The 17,784-nt window shown below is 40.1% G+C and carries 13 protein-coding genes, 4 tRNA genes and 1 pseudogene; 13 read left to right on the forward strand and 5 right to left on the reverse strand.

The window, feature by feature from the left end; genetic code table 11:
• Positions 1–55: 55 nt before the first annotated feature.
• The 3 genes from ELZ61_RS04895 (at position 56) to adk (ending at position 3,120) form a co-directional block, all read left to right on the forward strand.
• Positions 56–1,324 (forward strand): AmpG family muropeptide MFS transporter, encoded by a 1,269-nt coding sequence (locus ELZ61_RS04895; RefSeq protein WP_126373593.1) that lies wholly within the window; start codon positions 56–58, stop codon positions 1,322–1,324.
• A 33-nt stretch (positions 1,325–1,357) separates the two neighbouring features.
• Complete coding sequence (locus tag ELZ61_RS04900) at positions 1,358–2,344, forward strand: bile acid:sodium symporter family protein (protein WP_126371890.1); 987 nt, start codon at positions 1,358–1,360, stop codon at positions 2,342–2,344.
• 131 nt (positions 2,345–2,475) lie between these two features.
• Complete coding sequence (gene adk / locus ELZ61_RS04905) at positions 2,476–3,120, forward strand: adenylate kinase (RefSeq protein ID WP_126371892.1); 645 nt, start codon at positions 2,476–2,478, stop codon at positions 3,118–3,120.
• A 55-nt stretch (positions 3,121–3,175) separates the two neighbouring features.
• Here the strand turns inward: adk and ELZ61_RS04910 are convergent, their stop codons facing one another.
• Complete coding sequence (locus ELZ61_RS04910; protein WP_126371894.1) at positions 3,176–3,994, reverse strand: DNA ligase; 819 nt, start codon at positions 3,992–3,994, stop codon at positions 3,176–3,178.
• 219 nt (positions 3,995–4,213) lie between these two features.
• Between ELZ61_RS04910 and ELZ61_RS04915 the strand changes: the two genes are divergently transcribed.
• The 9 genes from ELZ61_RS04915 to ELZ61_RS04955 all read left to right on the forward strand — a co-directional run bounded on the left by ELZ61_RS04915 (position 4,214) and on the right by ELZ61_RS04955 (position 10,858).
• Positions 4,214–5,362, forward strand: coding sequence for a 5-methyltetrahydropteroyltriglutamate--homocysteine S-methyltransferase (locus ELZ61_RS04915; protein WP_126371896.1), 1,149 nt, complete (start codon positions 4,214–4,216; stop codon positions 5,360–5,362).
• Between the two features lie 209 nt (positions 5,363–5,571).
• A complete protein-coding gene (gene nagB / locus ELZ61_RS04920; protein ID WP_103854081.1) occupies positions 5,572–6,375 on the forward strand; it encodes a glucosamine-6-phosphate deaminase in 804 nt (267 codons plus the stop codon).
• A 23-nt stretch (positions 6,376–6,398) separates the two neighbouring features.
• Entirely contained in the window at positions 6,399–7,544 is a 1,146-nt protein-coding gene (gene nagA, locus ELZ61_RS04925; protein ID WP_126371898.1) for an N-acetylglucosamine-6-phosphate deacetylase, read from the forward strand.
• 157 nt (positions 7,545–7,701) lie between these two features.
• The gene (locus tag ELZ61_RS04930) at positions 7,702–8,925 is read left to right on the forward strand and encodes an ROK family transcriptional regulator (protein WP_126371900.1); all 1,224 of its coding nucleotides are present in this window, start codon (positions 7,702–7,704) and stop codon (positions 8,923–8,925) included.
• Positions 8,926–9,070: 145 nt separating this feature from the next.
• Positions 9,071–9,147 (forward strand) — tRNA-Met (locus ELZ61_RS04935).
• A 4-nt stretch (positions 9,148–9,151) separates the two neighbouring features.
• Positions 9,152–9,236 (forward strand) — tRNA-Leu (locus tag ELZ61_RS04940).
• Positions 9,237–9,263: 27 nt separating this feature from the next.
• Positions 9,264–9,338 (forward strand) — tRNA-Gln (locus ELZ61_RS04945).
• Between the two features lie 44 nt (positions 9,339–9,382).
• A tRNA-Gln gene (locus ELZ61_RS04950) sits at positions 9,383–9,457 on the forward strand.
• Between the two features lie 141 nt (positions 9,458–9,598).
• Positions 9,599–10,858: an NRAMP family divalent metal transporter gene (locus ELZ61_RS04955; protein WP_126371902.1), complete on the forward strand. Its 1,260-nt coding sequence runs from the start codon at positions 9,599–9,601 to the stop codon at positions 10,856–10,858.
• A 56-nt stretch (positions 10,859–10,914) separates the two neighbouring features.
• Here ELZ61_RS04955 and ELZ61_RS04960 read toward each other — a convergent pair.
• Together ELZ61_RS04960 and ELZ61_RS04965 are read right to left on the reverse strand one after the other, a co-directional pair.
• A pseudogene (locus ELZ61_RS04960) lies at positions 10,915–11,949 on the reverse strand (M3 family metallopeptidase); the annotation flags it as partial.
• Between the two features lie 8 nt (positions 11,950–11,957).
• Positions 11,958–12,611: an IS1595 family transposase gene (locus tag ELZ61_RS04965; protein WP_126371148.1), complete on the reverse strand. Its 654-nt coding sequence runs from the start codon at positions 12,609–12,611 to the stop codon at positions 11,958–11,960.
• A gap of 200 nt (positions 12,612–12,811) precedes the next feature.
• Between ELZ61_RS04965 and ELZ61_RS04970 the strand changes: the two genes are divergently transcribed.
• Positions 12,812–13,420, forward strand: a complete 609-nt coding sequence (locus tag ELZ61_RS04970; protein WP_241969751.1) for an IS1595 family transposase — start codon at positions 12,812–12,814, stop codon at positions 13,418–13,420.
• A gap of 327 nt (positions 13,421–13,747) precedes the next feature.
• On the opposite strand, the gene ELZ61_RS04975 is transcribed toward ELZ61_RS04970, so the two are convergent.
• Entirely contained in the window at positions 13,748–15,166 is a 1,419-nt protein-coding gene (locus tag ELZ61_RS04975; protein WP_126371904.1) for a surface lipoprotein assembly modifier, read from the reverse strand.
• Between the two features lie 56 nt (positions 15,167–15,222).
• Positions 15,223–17,775, reverse strand: coding sequence for a TonB-dependent hemoglobin/transferrin/lactoferrin family receptor (locus ELZ61_RS04980; RefSeq protein WP_164550721.1), 2,553 nt, complete (start codon positions 17,773–17,775; stop codon positions 15,223–15,225).
• Positions 17,776–17,784 lie beyond the last annotated feature (9 nt).

The raw sequence follows: 17,784 nt of genomic DNA on the forward strand, positions 1-17,784 counted from the left end.
CTGTAAGGAAACTTGCAGCACAATTTGTTTGAAAAACACACCGCACTTTATGGCTATGACCACACAATCGAATTTATTTTCACAAATTTTCAGCCGTAATATGCTGATCTGCGTATTCACGGGATTTAGCTCGGGCTTACCCCTTTATGTTTTGGTTTCTTTGTTACCTATTTGGTTACGCGCAGAAAACGTTGATCTCAAAACCTTGGGCTATTTCACCCTAATAATGCTCCCTTTTTCGTGGAAGTTTGTCTGGGCGCCCTTGCTTGATCGCTTTGTGCCGCCTTTTTTAGGTCGCCGCCGTGGCTGGATGCTCATTTCACAGATTTTACTATTAATCAGTTTAGCATTATTTGGCTTTTTAGATCCAAGCAAACAATTTGGACTCAGTTTGATTGCAGCTTTAGGTGTGCTTTGCGCCTTCTTCTCTGCCACACAAGATATTGTGCTAGATGCCTATCGGCGAGAAATTTTAACCGACAATGAATTAGGTTTAGGCAACTCCATTCACGTTAATGCTTACCGCATTGCTGGCCTTGTTCCCGGTTCGCTTTCGTTGATTTTGGCAGATCATTTCCCTTGGCAAACGGTGTTTATCATTACCGCAATGTTTATGTTGCCGGGGATTTTAATGTGTCTATTTTTAAGCACCGAACCTAATATTGCGCTAAAAAAACACCGCACTTTAGAAGAAAGTGTCATTGAACCTTTCCGCGAATTTTTTCAACGCAAAGGCGTTTGGTCAGCCTTAGGTATCCTAGCGTTTATTTTTCTATATAAATTAGGCGATAGTATGGCAACGGCGCTGATTTCCCCTTTCTATTTAGATATGGGATTTAGCAAAACCCAGATCGGTTTGGTGGTGAAAAATGCCTCTTTATGGCCAATGGTGGTCGCCAGTATTCTAGGTGGAATTTTAATGCTGAAAGTGGGCATTAACCGCGCCTTATGGTTATTTGGATTTGTGCAAATTATCACCATTCTTGGCTTTGCTTGGCTCGCCCAACAAGGGCCTTTTGAAACCGTAGATAGCCGCGCCTTATGGTCGCTTAGTCTTGTGGTGGCCGCGGAATATATCGGTATCGGTTTAGGCACAGCCGCCTTTGTTGCTTTTATGGCACGGGAAACCAATCCCCTTTACACTGCCACACAGCTTGCCTTATTTACCAGCCTTGCCGCATTACCAAGAGCTACGCTCAACACCCAAGCTGGCACGTTGATCGATTGGCTGGGCTACTATGATTATTTCTGGCTTTGCTTCTGGCTGGCTATTCCCGGAATGTTGTGCTTGGTTAAAGTTGCACCATGGAATAAGGTGGAATAGGTGTTTATTGATGGAGAAATTTAGGAGAAAGCAATGCAATTTTTGAAAAAGCTTAGTTTTTTATTAGCCAAATTCACCGCACTTTTTATCATTGTGCTGGCGCTAATCACCTTTTATAAACCTGAATTATTCACTTGGGTAAAAGGCGATACGCAAGTGTTCATCATCAGCATTATTATGCTTTCAATGGGAATGACCTTGGGTAAAAAAGATTACCAAGTGTTAGCGCAACGCCCACTGGATATTCTTATTGGTACGATTGTGCAATATACCGTAATGCCTTTTGTGGCGATTGCTATTGCAAAAAGTTTTGATCTTTCCCCAGCGCTCACCCTTGGTTTAGTTTTAGTTGGCTCTTGCCCTGGTGGTGTGGCGTCTAACATTATGACGTTCCTATGCAAAGGCGATGTGGCATTTTCAGTGGGAATGACCACCGTATCAACCTTGCTCGCGCCAGTAATGACACCATTATTGTTAAACTATTTGGTTGGTCAAAGCGTGGAAATGAACGGCTGGGCAATGTTTAAATTTATGCTTTTAGTGACCGTGTTGCCTGTGGCAGTGGGATCAATTTTAAACATCAGCTTACACCGCAAACAATGGTTCCAAGACATCAAAGCGTTAATGCCGGGCGTGGCAGTGATTAACTTCGCCTTTATTGTGGGCGGTGTGGTCGCCATTTATGGGGATTACTTCTTACAATCAGGCTTAATGATTTTACTTTGTATCGTGGTACATAACCTTATCGGCTACGCTCTTGGCTATTCTTCAGGCAAATTGTTTGGAATGAGCTTAGCGAAAAAGAAAACCATTTCTTTGGAAGTGGGCGTGCAAAACGCAGGTTTAGCCACTGGATTAAGTATGAAGTTCTTCCCAACTATTCCTGAATCAGCGGTAGTTTGTGCGGTGGCGTGCGTGTGGCATTCTGTAGCTGGGACGGTTTATGCCAATTTCTTATTATGGGTGGATAAATACCGCAAATCTCCTTCGCAAAAGGAACTTGCGGAAGAGATTTCGTGAGAGCAAGGAAAATAAAGTGCGGTACTTTTTTATGAATTTTTGCAAATTAGTTAATTTTGATTTTCATCGCCCTTGAGTTTTCGACTTATTAAAGGTATGTTATCGCAGATTTTTTTATAAACGAGGTTGATATGAAGATTATTCTTTTAGGTGCGCCGGGCGCAGGCAAAGGCACACAAGCACAATTTATTATGAACAAATTCGGCATTCCGCAAATTTCTACGGGCGATATGTTGCGCGCGGCAATTAAAGCGGGAACAGAATTAGGCAAACAAGCGAAAACCTTAATGGACGCAGGGCAGCTTGTGCCAGATGATTTAATTATTTCGCTTGTGAAAGAGCGTGTTGCACAAGAAGATTGTGTGAAAGGCTTTTTATTAGACGGTTTCCCACGCACCATTCCGCAAGCGGACGCCTTAAAAAGTGCGGGCATCAGCATTGATTATGTGTTGGAATTTGATGTGCCAGATGAAGTGATTGTTGAGCGTATGAGTGGTCGCCGTGTTCACCAAGCTTCTGGACGTACTTACCACGTTGTGTATAACCCGCCAAAAGTGGAAGGTAAAGATGATGTAACCGGTGAAGATTTAATTATCCGTGCTGATGACAAGCCTGAAACCGTATTAGATCGCTTGAAAGTGTATCACAACACCACCAAACCGTTGGTTGATTATTACCAAGCTGAAGCCGAAGCGGGCAATACAAAATATTTCCGTTTAGACGGTACGCAAAAAGTGGAAGAAGTGAGTGCAGAATTAGATAAAATTCTCGCTTAATTTCCACCGCACTTTATCAATCCCCTTGATTTCAAGGGGATTTTTTATGCGCTATTTATTCCTTCTTCCGCCAATAAGTGGCAAATCTTGGCAGCCCTTTTTGTGTCAAACCACGGTATTTGTAGGTAATGATTGAACCGATTGGTGGTGGATTTTCTCTATCCGTTAATTTAAACCCTGAACCGATACGAAATTCGCCACGCTGATTTTTACAAGTAATCGCGCCGAGTTTATCGGCAAATAGCCCCTTGCCTTTATGGTGTGCAATCACTTCACATTCTTCATCAAGTGCGGTCTTTAATTTCAAAATTTGCTGACTGCGTTTGTTTTCATAAGGCACGTTAGGGTTACGCAGCACCAAACCCTCCCCTTGTTTTTGTTCTACTTCACGCAAGAAATCTTGCACTTGGGCATAATGTTCAATTGGAATTTGCTTAATAATTTCAATATGTTGGCTTGGGTGCTGGGCTAAATAATTTTCCAACACCGCTAAACGTTCAAATAAATTGCCTTTGGCATTAGGCACATCAAACACATAGAGCTTTAATTTTTCCCAGCCTTTATCTTTTTGTGAACGCACAATAGAAGAAATTTGCTCAAACGCATTGCGTTGGCTAAACAGTTCACCATCAATGGCAAAAGGCGGAAAATCTTTAATGAAATAAGAGGGCGGCGTGAGAATTTTATTCTGTCTTGTAAACAGCTGTTTGCCGTCCCAATATCCCCTGATGCCGTCTAACTTTTCGCTCATCACCCAACCTTGCACATTTTGATTGTGGTAAGTGCCAAGTAACATTAAATCTGGCGGATTGGCCTTAGCCAATATTGAATATAGTGAGAATAAAATGAGCAGGATAGGCTGAATATAAGGCATAATTTTCTCCCCGATTTTTCTGCGCGATAAAAATTTGATTGGGATATTAAGCGACTTTTTGACGCTTGTGGAAAATGCAATTTGGTTTTGCGATCTCGATCGTAAAAATTATTATGGTTTTAAAAGTGCGGTGGTTTTTTGGGGATTTTTTTAGAATATGTGTGAATTTTTTGTTAAAATCACGGCTTTCTATCTAAATATAACTAAAAGAGAGTGATTATGAGCAAACTATTTCCTAATGCACAACTTCGTGATAAAGCGCCCTATCGTTTTGATATTGTAGGCAGTTTTTTACGCCCTGAAAGTTTAAAACAGGCACGCCAACAATGTAGCTGTGGGGATATTTCTTGTGCGGATCTCACCCAAGTGGAAGACAAAGAAATTGCCAATTTAGTGGCGCACCAAAAAGCAGTGGGCTTGCCTGCGGTAACCGATGGTGAGTTTCGCCGTACCTTTTGGCATTTAGATTTCTTAAGTGCGTTAGATGGCGTGAAAGAAGTAGAAGCAGAAAAATTTTCTGTTCAATTTAAGCATCATAATGTTCGTCCTAAAACCTTGAAAATCGTTGATAAAATCGGTTTCTCGGATACTCACCCATTCCTTGAACATTACCGTTCTTTACAGCAAATTGCTGGCGATTATCCTATTAAATTCACCATTCCGTCACCTTCAATGTTACATTTAATTTGTACGGTGCGTGAAACGGATTATCAGCCAATTGAGCGTTATAAAAACAACAATCAGCAATTACTAGATGATATTGCGGACGCTTATATTAGTGCGATGCAAAAATTCTATGCCCTAGGTTGTCGTAACCTGCAATTAGATGACACAAGCTGGGGCGAATTATGCTCAGAGGAAAAACGTCAGGCTTATCAAGAACGTGGCTTCGATTTAGAGCAACTCGCGAAAGATTATGTGTATATGGTGAACCGTATTATTGCCGCGAAACCTGCGGATATGACCATTACAATGCACATTTGCCGTGGTAACTTCCGCTCAACTTGGTTCTCATCGGGCGGCTATGAACCTGTGGCAGAAACCCTATTTGGGCACTGTAATGTTGATGGCTTCTTCCTTGAGTACGATAGCGATCGTTCGGGCGATTTCAAACCATTGCGCTTTATTAAAGATCAGCAAGTGGTGCTAGGTTTGGTTACTTCAAAAGACGGCAATCTTGAAGATAAAAACGAAATCATCAAACGTATTCAAGAGGCCGCACAATATGTGGACATCAACCAGCTTTGTTTAAGCCCGCAATGTGGCTTTGCTTCAACGGAAGAAGGCAATATCCTGACAGAAGAGCAACAATGGAACAAACTGAATTTTATTCGTGAAATTGTTGAGGAAGTTTGGGGTAAGGCGTAATTTTTAACCTTTCATTCCTGATGATAGAAGAATACCGCTTTTTTATAGAGCGGTATTATTTTTGCAAATTTTTCTCTTTGTGATTTAGATCACGATTTTCTCTTTTCGTTAAAATTCTATTTCTCTTTGAAGTTAATCTTATTTTATAATGAAAATTATGAAATGATACTTCAAAATAATGAAATTGAGATAGCAAACAGGAGAGAGCTATGCGTTTAATTCCTTTAAAAACCGCCGAGCAAGTCAGCAAATGGGCTGCACGTCATATTGTTGATCGTATTAATGAATTTAAACCAACGGAAGAACGCCCTTTTGTGCTGGGATTGCCCACAGGCGGCACGCCGTTACAAACCTATAAAGAATTGATCAAACTTTATCAAGCAGGGGAAGTGAGCTTTAAAAACGTGGTGACCTTTAATATGGACGAATATGTTGGGCTGCCAAAAGATCACCCAGAAAGTTACCGCTCTTTTATGTATAAGAATTTTTTCGATCACGTTGATATTCAAGAAAAAAATATTAACTTATTAGACGGCAATGCGCCTGATCTTGATGCTGAATGTCGCCGTTATGAAGAAAAAATGCAATCTTACGGCAAGGTCAATTTATTTATGGGCGGCGTTGGCGTGGACGGCCATATCGCCTTTAACGAACCAGCGTCATCGCTGGCTTCTCGCACCAGAATTAAAACTCTGACGGAAGATACTCTTATCGCTAACTCACGTTTCTTTGATAATGACGTGAATAAAGTGCCAAAATATGCCTTAACCATTGGGGTCGCCACGTTGCTTGATGCTGCAGAAGTGATGCTTTTAGTCACGGGGCATAATAAAGCCCTTGCTTTGCAAGCAGGAGTGGAGGGCAGTGTGAACCATTTTTGGACGATCAGTGCGTTACAGCTACACCGCCACGCAATCTTTGTTTGTGATGAACCTGCAACGCAGGAATTAAAAGTGAAAACCGTGAAATATTTCACTGAGTTAGAAGCCAAAGCCATTCATAGTGTGTTATAGCGAATAAAAAAGAAGGTGAAAAAATGCGTTATGCGTTAGTTAATGGCGTGATTTATACCGCCCAAGCCGTGCTTTATGGACACGCGGTGATTGTGGAAGACGAGAAAATCCTTTCTATCGTGCCACAAGAAAATCTGCCTGAAGGAATGCAACAAATTGATTTAAAAGGGAATAATCTTACAGCGGGATTTATTGATCTGCAATTAAACGGCTGTGGTGGCGTGATGTTTAACGGCGATACGTCCGTGAAAACCCTTGAAATTATGCAGCAAACCAATTTGCGTTCTGGCACAACAAGTTATCTGCCAACCTTTATCACGGCAGATGATGAGGGCATTAAGCAAGCCGTTTCGGTAATGGGGGAATATCTTAAAAAGCATAAAAATCAAGCCCTTGGTTTGCATTTGGAAGGCCCTTATTTAAGTGTCGAAAAGAAAGGCGTGCATCAGGCAGAATATATTCGTGCCATAAGCCCTGAAATGAAAGATTTTCTATGCCAAAATGCAGCGGTGATCACCAAAATCACCCTTGCCCCTGAAAATCCAACGGCAAAATATATTGGTGATTTTGTACAAAGCGGCATTGTGGTTTCTATCGGGCATTCCAACACCACTTATGATGTAGCTAAACAAGCTATTGCCAAGGGAGCAACGTTCGCCACCCACTTGCACAACGCGATGTCGCCAATTAGCTCAGGACGTGAAATGGGTGTTGTCGGCGCGGTGTTAGACAGCGATATTTACACAGGCATTATCGTTGATGGCTTGCACGTTGAATTTGGTAATATCAAAATTGATAAAAAAGTGAAAGGCGATAAATTGTGCATTGTTACAGATGCCACAGCCGCCGCAGGGGCGGATATTGAATCTTTCGACTTTGTCGGCAAAACTGTGTATGTGCGTGATGGTAAATGCTATGACGCCAACGGCACGCTCGGCGGTTCTGCAATCACAATGATTGAATCGGTAGAAAATGCGGTGAAACAAGTGGGTATTCCACTTGATGAAACCCTAAGAATGTGCAACTACTACCCAGCCAAAGCCATTGGTGTAGATGATCATTTAGGTGATATTGCAGAAGGAAAAATCGCCAATTTGACTGTGTTTAACAATGATTTTGATGTGCTAGGCAGCGCAGTCAATGGGCAGTGGACGTGGTATAAAAACTAGCCCAAAAATCACCGCACTTTGAGTGCTATTTAAATACGAAATAAAGGCAGCTTCGGCTGCCTTTTTGTTTAGACATTTTCTAGTCTAGGCATTTTGCCCAATTCATTTTAAAATACAGCATTATTCGTTTTATGTTTTTTTATGTGTGGGAAAAAGAATGCGGGATAACCATCAAATCGCGAATGTTGATTTTGTTAAGCAGATGAATAGTGCAGTGGTTTATAAATTAATTGACCATCAAGGGCCGATTTCTCGTATTCAAATTTCTGAACTAAGCCAGCTCGCACCGGCGAGTGTGACCAAAATCACGCGTAACTTGTTAGGGCGTGGTCTGATTAAAGAAGTGGAGCAGCAACAATCCACCGGCGGGCGGCGCGCCACGTCTATTATTGCAGAGCATAAAGCCTTTCGCACCATTCTCATTCATTTAGGGCGTAAGCAGGTAACCTTTGCCATTATGGATCTTTCTGCGAAACTCTTGAAAAGAGAAATTGTGGATTTGCCAGAGCATCAAAGTGCGGTGCAAATTGAGCAATTTTTAATAACCCACTTTGCGCAGTTTATCGAACAACATCAGCGTAAAAGTGCGGAATTTATTGCCATTGGTATTACTGTGCCGGGCTTTGTGGATGTGAAAACCAATCGCATTCAATATTTACCGCATTTATCCCTTGATGAACCTTGGGCGCTGGCAAATCACCTTGCAGAACACTTCCAATTAATGACCTTTATTGGCCACGATGTGCGAAGTTTAGCCTTAGCGGAGCATTATTTTGGTGTTACCAAAGATTGCTATGATTCCTTATTATTGCGTATTCATCGTGGCGTTGGCGCAGGCATTGTGATTAATCACGAAGTCTTTCTCGGCTACAAAAATAATGTGGGGGAAATTGGGCATATTCAGGTGGATCCTTTGGGTAAACGTTGCTTATGCGGAAATGTAGGGTGTTTGGAAACCGTGGTGAGCAATGCCGCAATTGAAGAAAAAATGCAACGTTTGCTGGAAGATGGTTATCAAAGCAAGTGGATTTCTTTGGAAAGCCACGATATTGAAGCAATTTGCAAAGCGGTAAATAAGCAAGATGCGGTAGCGGTGGATTTGATCGAACACGTTGGCGTGCAGATTGGACGCGTATTGGCGATGAGTGTCAATATGTTTAATCCTGAAAAAATTGTTATTTCAGGGGAGATTACGCAAGCGCAAAGCGTGCTGTTTGCTGCTATTCGCCGAACCTTAGACAACTTGGCTTTACCCGCGTTTGTGAAAAGCACGCCACTGGTGGCATCTGAATTAAAAAATGAAGATGTGATTGGCGCATTTGCATTGATTAAACAAGCCTTATTAGATGGCAGATTGCTACAACATTTATTAGCCGAGTAAAGTGCGGTTGCTTTTACGCCGATTTGTATAATCTCTATGCGAATGAGAAAGAATTTAGAAAAAAGCATAAAAAAAGAGTTGACGAAGGGGAGTCAGATCAGCATAATTAGCCCCGCAAAGCCGATGAGGTGAATGCAAAATGTTTGGCTATGTAGCTCAGTTGGTTAGAGCACAACACTCATAATGTTGGGGTCACAGGTTCGAATCCCGTCATAGCCACCATATTGCGGGACTGGCGAAATTGGTAGACGCACCAGATTTAGGTTCTGGCGCCGCGAGGTGTGTGGGTTCAAGTCCCTCGTCCCGCACCATTCATTAGCTTGCAGTTCTTTAGTAGGTGGGGTATCGCCAAGCGGTAAGGCACCGGGTTTTGATCTCGGCATCCCTAGGTTCGAATCCTAGTACCCCAGCCATACTATCTAACATTTCAATCTTCTTTTCTTAAAGAATTTCCTATTGGGGTATCGCCAAGCGGTAAGGCACCGGGTTTTGATCTCGGCATTCCTAGGTTCGAATCCTAGTACCCCAGCCATTCACTTATCATCTATTTTTACATTGCCCGAATCTGTTATTTTTTTAGCAAAGAGCATTATAAATATAATAAAAAACTAATGCACTTATGTTTTTTCTTGTTATATCTATTATAATCTTTCCTTTTTTACAAGGAATTATTATGCAATCAGATAAATCAAACAATGGTTGGAAATCAAGGTTTCAGGCTTTAGGCCCAGGTATTTTAATGGCATCAGCAGCTGTTGGCGGCTCTCATATTATTGCTTCAACGCAAGCAGGAGCGATTTATGGCTGGCAACTTGCAATTATTATTATTTTAGCAAATCTTTTTAAATATCCATTTTTTCGTTTTGGCGTGCAATATACATTGGATTCAGGCAATACCTTGCTTGAGGGCTATCGCCAAAAAGGGAAAATTTACCTTTGGATTTTCTTCCTATTAAATATTTTTTCTACCGTGATCAATGTTGCCGCGATCTCATTATTATGTGCGGTGATATTAACTTTTGTTCTGCCATTCCCTATACCGGTTTCAACATTGAGTTTTATCGTTATTGTGGTAACAACGGGTATCTTATTATTAGGTAAATATCGTTTTTTAGATAGTTTAGCTAAGTTGATAATGATTTCACTTACTGTGACTACGTTAGCTGCTGTGCTCTCTGCATTAATGAAAAATGGTGTGCAGGGCGTAGCAGCAGAACATTATATTTCACCTTCTCCTTGGAATTTAAGTGCGTTAGCATTTATTGTTGCCTTAATGGGATGGATGCCTGCACCAATTGAGATTTCTGCAATCAATTCAATGTGGGTTGTGGCAAAACGTCGTATTTCTAAAGTTTCCTATGAAGATGGTATTTTTGATTTCAATATCGGCTACATTGGCACGGCTATTCTGGCTTTAATTTTTTTAGCGTTAGGTGCTTTAGTACAATTTGGATCGGGTGAAGCGGTTCAAATGGTAGGGGGAAAATATATTGCTCAGTTGATTAATATGTATGCCTCAACTATTGGAGAATGGGCAAGAGAGCTCATCGCTTTCATTGCATTTATGTGCATTTTTGGTACGACGATTTCTGTAGTTGATGGCTATTCGCGTACCAATGTAGAAACGCTACGTTTATTAATGGGGAAAAAACAGAGTAGCCCGAGAACGTTAAATACAGCAATTATCCTTGCGGCACTGTCAGGCCTGACAATTATTTTTTACTTTAATAACGCTGTTGGACCAATGCTTAAATTTGCAATGATAGGTTCTTTTGTTTCAACCCCTGTATTTGCGTGGTTGAACCTATCGTTGGTGATGAAAGGTGAACATCGTGTAAGAGGTTTCCTATTATGGTTATCTTTAGTCGGATTGGTTTACCTTGCTGGTTTCACATTGTTGTTTATTGCTTCACATTTTGGTTGGATAAACTAAAAATTTTGATAAAAAAAGCCGCACTTTAAAAGTGCGGTCTTTTTTTTCGCAGAATTTTATGCAATGCCTTTGTGTCTTAACAAAGCATCTAATTGCGGTTCTCTGCCGCGGAAGCGTTTGAACAACGTCATTGGCTCTTCTGAACCGCCACGGGTAAGGATTTCGTCTAAGAACGATTGCCCTGTTACGGGATTGAAAATGCCTTCCTCTTCAAAACGTGAGAATGCATCTGCCGATAGCACTTCTGCCCATAAATAGCTGTAATAGCCTGCCGCGTAGCCACCCGCGAAGATGTGGCTGAAGCTGTGCGGATTTCTTGCCCAATCCACACCTTTGATGACGGCAACGTCATCTTTTACCTGTTTTAAGGTGTCTAAAATTTGATTTGGTTGGCTCGCATCAAAATAATGGTGCAAACGGAAATCAAATAGCCCAAATTCAAGCTGACGTAACACGAACATTGCCGCTTGGAAGTTTTTCGCTTTGAGCAACTGTTGCAATTTTTCTTTTGGTAGCGGTTCGCCCGTTTCATAATGCCCTGAAATAAAGGCAAGTGCGTCTTCTTCCCAACACCAATTTTCGAGGAACTGGCTTGGCAGCTCCACCGCGTCCCAAGGCACGCCATTAATGCCAGCCACATCTGCGACATCAATTTGCGTGAGCATATGATGAATGCCGTGTCCAAATTCGTGGAATAAGGTGGTGACTTCATCGTGAGTGAAGAGCGCAGGTTTATCACCCACTGGCGCGTTAAAGTTACAAGTGAGATAAGCCACTGGCTGTTGAATTGTGCCATCTGCTTTACGGCGGCGACCAACACAATCGTCCATCCACGCACCGCCACGTTTGTTTTCACTGGCGTATAAGTCTAAATAAAAACTACCGCGCACTTGATCTTGGCTATCAATCAAATCAAAGAAACGCACATCTTTATGCCAAGTATCCACATCAAAACGCTCCACGGCACGAATATTAAATAGACGCTTAATTAACTCAAATAAGCCTGAAAGTACCCGATCTTCTGGGAAATAAGGGCGAAGTTCTTCATCATTAATGGCGTATAAATGTTGTTTTTGTTTGGGGCTGTAGTAGATTAGCCCTAAATTTCACACCATTTTCGCAATATTTTTAACTGCTCTTTTGGTGTCCCAAAGTTAAACCGAAATTCACATTCCTTCAAGAATAAAGGAAAGTTTTTTCGGCTAATTCCATTATATTTTCGCAGTATCCGCTTCGCCTGATTCCAAAAATTTTCAATGCCATTAATATGATTTTGTTTCACCGCAAATAGCTCGGAATGATTGATTCGTTCGTGGTGAAATTCACTCACATCAAGAGCATCATAACTGCGATAAGTGTCCGTATAAACCCAGCTATCAGGCTTTATTTTTCTTTTAATAACAGGGAGTAATGTTTCACTCTTGGTGTTTTCAACCACAACAGTAAATACCTTTCCTTGTCGTTTTAGTAACCCAAAAACAGCAACTTTTCCAGCCGCTCCTCGTCCTCGTTTTCCCTTTCGATGACCACCAAAATAGCTTTCGTCTAGTTCAATTTCCCCCTCAAAAATCTCGTTAACTTCAAGGGATAAATGATAGCCAATCACAAGCCTGATTTTATGGTAGAACAAAGCGGCTGTATTCGGTTGAATATCTAGCAAATTTGCTGCCGTTCTTGCAGTAACTTCTGCGACAAAAAACTCAAGCAGTTTTTTCTGTATAGATTTCTTTAATTTACAATATGTTATCTTCATTTTTGTAGTATAGCATTGTTGCTAATCTACTACAGCCCCTAAAAGAAAGTATTAAGCTAACAAATAAGGGAAGATTTTATAATATCAAGGTTGAGAAATCTAAAAAAAGGGCTGTCCTAGATAACAACTAAAAAATCTATTTAGGTTAGAATGAACCAATGAGAAAAAGTCGTCTAAGTCAGCACAAATAAAATAAACTCATTGAGCTATTTGTTGCAGGTGTTACTGCAAGGACAGCAGCAGAGTTAGTCAATGTAAACAAAACGACTGCCGCATATTACTTTCATCGTTTACGCCAACTCATCTATCAAAACAGCCTTCACTTAGAGATGTTTGAAGGTGAAATTGAAGCCGATGAAAGTTATTTTGGCGGTGCTCGCAAAGGCAAACGTGGTCGTGGTGCGGCAGGGAAAATTGCGGTATTCGGGCTTCTCAAGCGCAATGGCAAGGTTTATACCGTTGCGGTTCCAAATACGCAATCTGCCACCTTGTTACCCATTATTCGGGAGCAGGTAAAGCCTGATAGTATTGTGTACACCGATAATTATCGTAGTTATGACGTGCTTGATGTGAGTGAATTTAGTCATTTTCGTATCAATCACAGCACACATTTTGGTGAAAATCATAACCACATTAACGGAATTGAGAATTTTTGGAGCCAAGCAAAACGCCATTTACGCAAATTTAATGGTATCCCAAAAGCGCATTTTGAGCTTTATTTAAAGGAATGTGAATGGCGTTTTAATTACAGCAACATAAAAAGTCAAATTTCTATTTTAAAACAATTGGTTAAAGGGAGTTTAGTCTAGTTATCTAGGACAGCCCCTTTTTTATTATACCTTTTCTAGGTAAATCTCTCGTTTCCTTTTTTTAGCTAAAGTTTCAGTTTTTACTTCTATTCGGATTTTTATATTTAATTTATCCCATTATTGTCATAACGTGATAAATATCAGGTAATTCCTTGTTAGCCTAAAATGTAGGAAAAAACAACCGAACTTTTATACTTTTACATTGAATATAAATTTTACTTATTTAGGAGAGCATAGGCCTAAATTTCTAGCTCAAATGCTCTCCTTTGGGATTTTTAGTATCTTAGTTAACGCTAAGACTCATAGAAACTATGAGGAGAATTCACATTAAAATATTTTTTGTATTTCAAATGTGATGCTATGTTTGTGATAAGGAATATTTAAGCTGTTACTGTTTACACGTTGATAGTTATAACCTAATGTTGGCATTATCCCCATAAATTGAATATGGGGGGACCAGATTGATGCTGAAAATTGTGTTTCGCGATCCTGCCGTTTGGCGTTACCACTTAATCCCCAGTAGAATGGCGCTTGGTGGTTTTTCTGTTCGCGAGCAAGGCGTAAACGAGCGCCAATATTTTGGTTTTGATAGCCTATATTGATATTGGCCCGATATTTTATATATCGATCTTGTGGATAATCGGTGGCATATTTTTTACCTATCTCAGCAGAGATGCCAGCATACCATTTTGAGTTAATTGTCCAAGTGCCACTCAACGATAGATTTTGTGTGTAGTTTGTGAGATGTTTATATTGTTTCTGCCGATACCGTTCAGTTGCATAATTAAATGCAATTTTACTGCGAAAATTGTTCGTCCATTGATATTGCCAGCTGGTTGTTATACCAAAATGATTAGTGTAAGGCTTTTCGGCAAAAATGCGTAGTCCTGTATAAGGCTCTAGTGTAAATTGATGATGATAATTGGCATAGCCGAAAGGCATCGTTATTCGCCCATAAAAATCATTGTATTGGTGATAAGTGCGGTATATTTTGCCGATAAAATCAGTTTGCCATTGAGTATAAAAACCATTTGGCATAAAAAAAGTTTTTTGATTGCCAAATTGATAGCTTAACCCTTTATCTGCAAGGGGCTTTTCGAATGAAAATGAGCCAACTTTTGCTTTATCTGGTGCATTATTAATATTCTTATCATTGAGAAATTCGATTCTAAGATAGTATTTCCATTCTTTACGAGATTGGAGATATTGATCTATTTTCTCTAGTTGAAGACGGAATGGTAGAGAGGGTGTTGATAGATGCTGCTGAACAAGTTTTGAGGCCAGCCAGATTTGTTGATCTAGCAGTAGGCTGTCAATATGATGAAAAATGGCTTTTTCTGAATTAGGCTGGAGTTTTTCTACTTTTGTAAATTGGTTTATGGCTAAGGGATATTGCTGTGTTGATTTTGCTATTAACCCTTTTGCATAAGCGATGATAATTGGGCTTGGGTTAGCACTTGTTTCATAGATAGGAAGAATTTTTGTCAGTAGTGGAATATGTTCTTGCTGAACTGCAATGTTTATTACTCTTTGTAGTAATTCAGGCGCATAACGCAATTGCTCTGCCTTAATTTTACGGGGTTCTGAAGAGGATTTTGGGGTATCTTGCCAATAAGAGGAAGAATGATGAATATTGATAGCCTCGTAATTTAATTCAGGGGCTTCTTTTATAGTTATATCTTGTGGTAAAGCCCATACTTGACTCGATAGAGTAAGGGGAATAATTAGGAATATTATTTTTTTCATTGCTCATTACTCAATAAAATGCAGTATGCCTATGACATACTGCATTTAATCATTTATTAGAATTTAATTTCTAGTCCTGCAAAAAAGTTACGTCCAGGGGCGGCTACGACAGAGTAGTTTGGGGTATCTAAATTAGTTTCTAAACTGCCATTCCATACTGTTTGTCGAGCAGACTCCCAAGTCACATAGCGATAATTAAATAAATTGTAGATACCAGCTCGGAATGTCATATATTTATTAAATTGATAATGTCCTGTGAGATCCGCAATAATCCAAGATTTTGTTTTAATATGAGAACGGCTTTCTTCTATCACGCCTAACGGTGAGCTATCTTGAGCCACAAGCTCCCCACTATCTTTTCCTTTCGAATAGGTTGTAACGAAGCTGAGTCCCCATTTTTCTTCTGGTGAGAGGTAGGATAGTCCATATACCAATCGTAGCGGTTGAAGAGAATCAAGGGAGTATGCTCTTCCTTCATATTTTTCAGGCATTTTAGCTGGCCCGCCAATTTGCTGTGTTTTACTGATTTTAGCAAATAGATTAAGCCCTTCAGGGAAACGCGCCCATAAACTATAGAGATCTAAATTCGCACTAATATCATAGCCACGCACTTTGATATCTTGCGTATTGTAATAGAATAAATCGCCTCTCCCTTGTCCCTTAGGTTGTTTTAAAGAAGCGAGTGCAATCATATTTTTATAAGTTGCCCAGAAATAGCTACTTTTTAGACGTAATGCTTTGTATTCAAATTCAGCGCCTATTTCTTGGTTGCGAGAGTACTCTTTATCTAATTTTCCTTGGACTGAATGACCGTTAGCATTAAGCGTTGGCCCTAATTGTTCGTAAACAGAAGGCACTCTAAATCCACTACTATTGCGATAAGTGAAGGCTAATGGTTCGATAATTTGGTATTTGACACCAAAATCCCAAGAGAGGTTTTGATATTTACTTTGCTTGAATTGAATAGAACGTTGTTGCTCCTCAAGGGTTGGGTTACCTTTAAATTGATAGTGATCATAACGTAATGCACTAGAGATAAACCATTTTTCCCCTAGTGTGATGGAATCGCTGATACCAATAAAATAATGGCGACTTTTTATTGGGGTAATTGGGTGAAAATCACTATGCTGATTACTATCAAGTTCAATAGGCCCTGAGGCGACACGCTTATAAATGATATCGCTAAAGCGATCATAATCATAAAAATGATGTTTACTAAATATAGATCCGAGAACAACGCGGGTATCATGTCCTGCTTCTCCCCATTCCCAGAGCTTATTTAAATTGAGATCTAAACGATAGTCTGTTTGTTTGCTATTAACGATATGATGCCAAGATTTTTGCCCATCTTCAGTTGCCCAGCAATTCGCATCGACTGAAGGCCACTTAGCACAATTTAGACGTTTCACTTCTGATTGCATAATCAGATCACGCTTATCAAAACGAACCACCGCAGAGTTCAGCCAAGAGGCTTCATCTTTTGCATCAAAGTGGTACTCTAATCCAATTCTATTATTTTGATGTGTATCAAAATAAAATTGTGAAGGGGTATATTGAATCCGTTTTGTTGATATTTCATCATAGAAAGGGGATTCAGAGTAGAGTACGCCATTAATCAGATGCTTCTCTCGACCATTATAATAGTTTGGGCGCTGCATTTCGCGCATTTTATATTGTTGTTTAGTCCGATTTATTACGATACCTAAGTAATGTTGTGGGGTAAAATGCCAGCCAAATTTACTGAGTAATGAATCACTTTCATAATCGAGTGGATTCGGGATACGGCGACGTACTCCACTAACTTCTTCCATACTCACCCAACGTCCTTTTTTATTCATAATAGGATCGACAGGATCGGCGTAATTAGCAATGAAAAGGCTTCCTTTATAAAGATCTTTATGAGCTTGAACTTCATGACCATTACGATGAGAATATTGCACAAATCCATCGAATTTCCCAGCTCGGAAAGCGAGTCCACCACTGTATAATTTACGCTTATCTTTAGAGGTATAGTCGGCTTTAAAACGGCCACCTATGGATTGATCGGGCTGTAAAAAATCATCAACATTTTTTGTTTCCATTGATACCGCACCGCCTAATGCGCCACTACCCGATTCTGCAGATGATGCCCCTTTTCGCAGATCAAGAAGTCGAAGATCTTCATATTCAACATCATTTTTTGAAGAGGCTGATAACATTGAAAATGTACCGCTCGCATCATGTCTTTTTAAGGTTGATGAAGCACCTAATCCATCTAGATCAATGGCTACGCGATCTTGGTCAACACCGCGTATAGAGAATCCCCGCGTTGTTCCTCGTCCTCCTGCTTCGGTAATGGAGATGCCGGGATCGTAGCGGGTGATATCGCGAATGTTTTCTATTTGCTCATTTTGTATTTGAGCCTGATTCTTGCGTACCTCTCCTAAGCCTGAAACGTTTTGTTTCTGTTTTTCAAATTTTTCTTTAACATAAATTGTCTCTAGTGTTGTGGAATCAGGCTCTTCTAAAACATTTTGTTGATTATTAGCTTGAGCATAAAGTGCGGTACAAAAAAGACAAAAAACGAGATTTATTCTGTTTATTAGAAAAATAGTGTTATTTGCTGACATTGTCATTTC

This window comes from Avibacterium volantium, assembly GCF_900635775.1.
GTDB classification, from domain to species: Bacteria; Pseudomonadota; Gammaproteobacteria; order Enterobacterales; family Pasteurellaceae; genus Avibacterium; species Avibacterium volantium.

Excerpts from the sequence above, each read along its gene's own strand:
- ELZ61_RS04930 (WP_126371900.1), top strand. The coding sequence starts at position 7,702 with ATGCGGGATAACCATCAAATCGCGAATGTTGATTTTGTTAAGCAGATG.
- ELZ61_RS04980 (WP_164550721.1), bottom strand. The coding sequence starts at position 17,775 with ATGTCAGCAAATAACACTATTTTTCTAATAAACAGAATAAATCTCGTT.
- ELZ61_RS04895 (WP_126373593.1), top strand. The coding sequence starts at position 56 with ATGACCACACAATCGAATTTATTTTCACAAATTTTCAGCCGTAATATG.
- ELZ61_RS04975 (WP_126371904.1), bottom strand. The coding sequence starts at position 15,166 with ATGAAAAAAATAATATTCCTAATTATTCCCCTTACTCTATCGAGTCAA.
- adk (WP_126371892.1), top strand. The coding sequence starts at position 2,476 with ATGAAGATTATTCTTTTAGGTGCGCCGGGCGCAGGCAAAGGCACACAA.
- ELZ61_RS04965 (WP_126371148.1), bottom strand. The coding sequence starts at position 12,611 with ATGAAGATAACATATTGTAAATTAAAGAAATCTATACAGAAAAAACTG.
- ELZ61_RS04915 (WP_126371896.1), top strand. The coding sequence starts at position 4,214 with ATGAGCAAACTATTTCCTAATGCACAACTTCGTGATAAAGCGCCCTAT.
- nagA (WP_126371898.1), top strand. The coding sequence starts at position 6,399 with ATGCGTTATGCGTTAGTTAATGGCGTGATTTATACCGCCCAAGCCGTG.
- nagB (WP_103854081.1), top strand. The coding sequence starts at position 5,572 with ATGCGTTTAATTCCTTTAAAAACCGCCGAGCAAGTCAGCAAATGGGCT.
- ELZ61_RS04900 (WP_126371890.1), top strand. The coding sequence starts at position 1,358 with ATGCAATTTTTGAAAAAGCTTAGTTTTTTATTAGCCAAATTCACCGCA.
- ELZ61_RS04955 (WP_126371902.1), top strand. The coding sequence starts at position 9,599 with ATGCAATCAGATAAATCAAACAATGGTTGGAAATCAAGGTTTCAGGCT.
- ELZ61_RS04910 (WP_126371894.1), bottom strand. The coding sequence starts at position 3,994 with ATGCCTTATATTCAGCCTATCCTGCTCATTTTATTCTCACTATATTCA.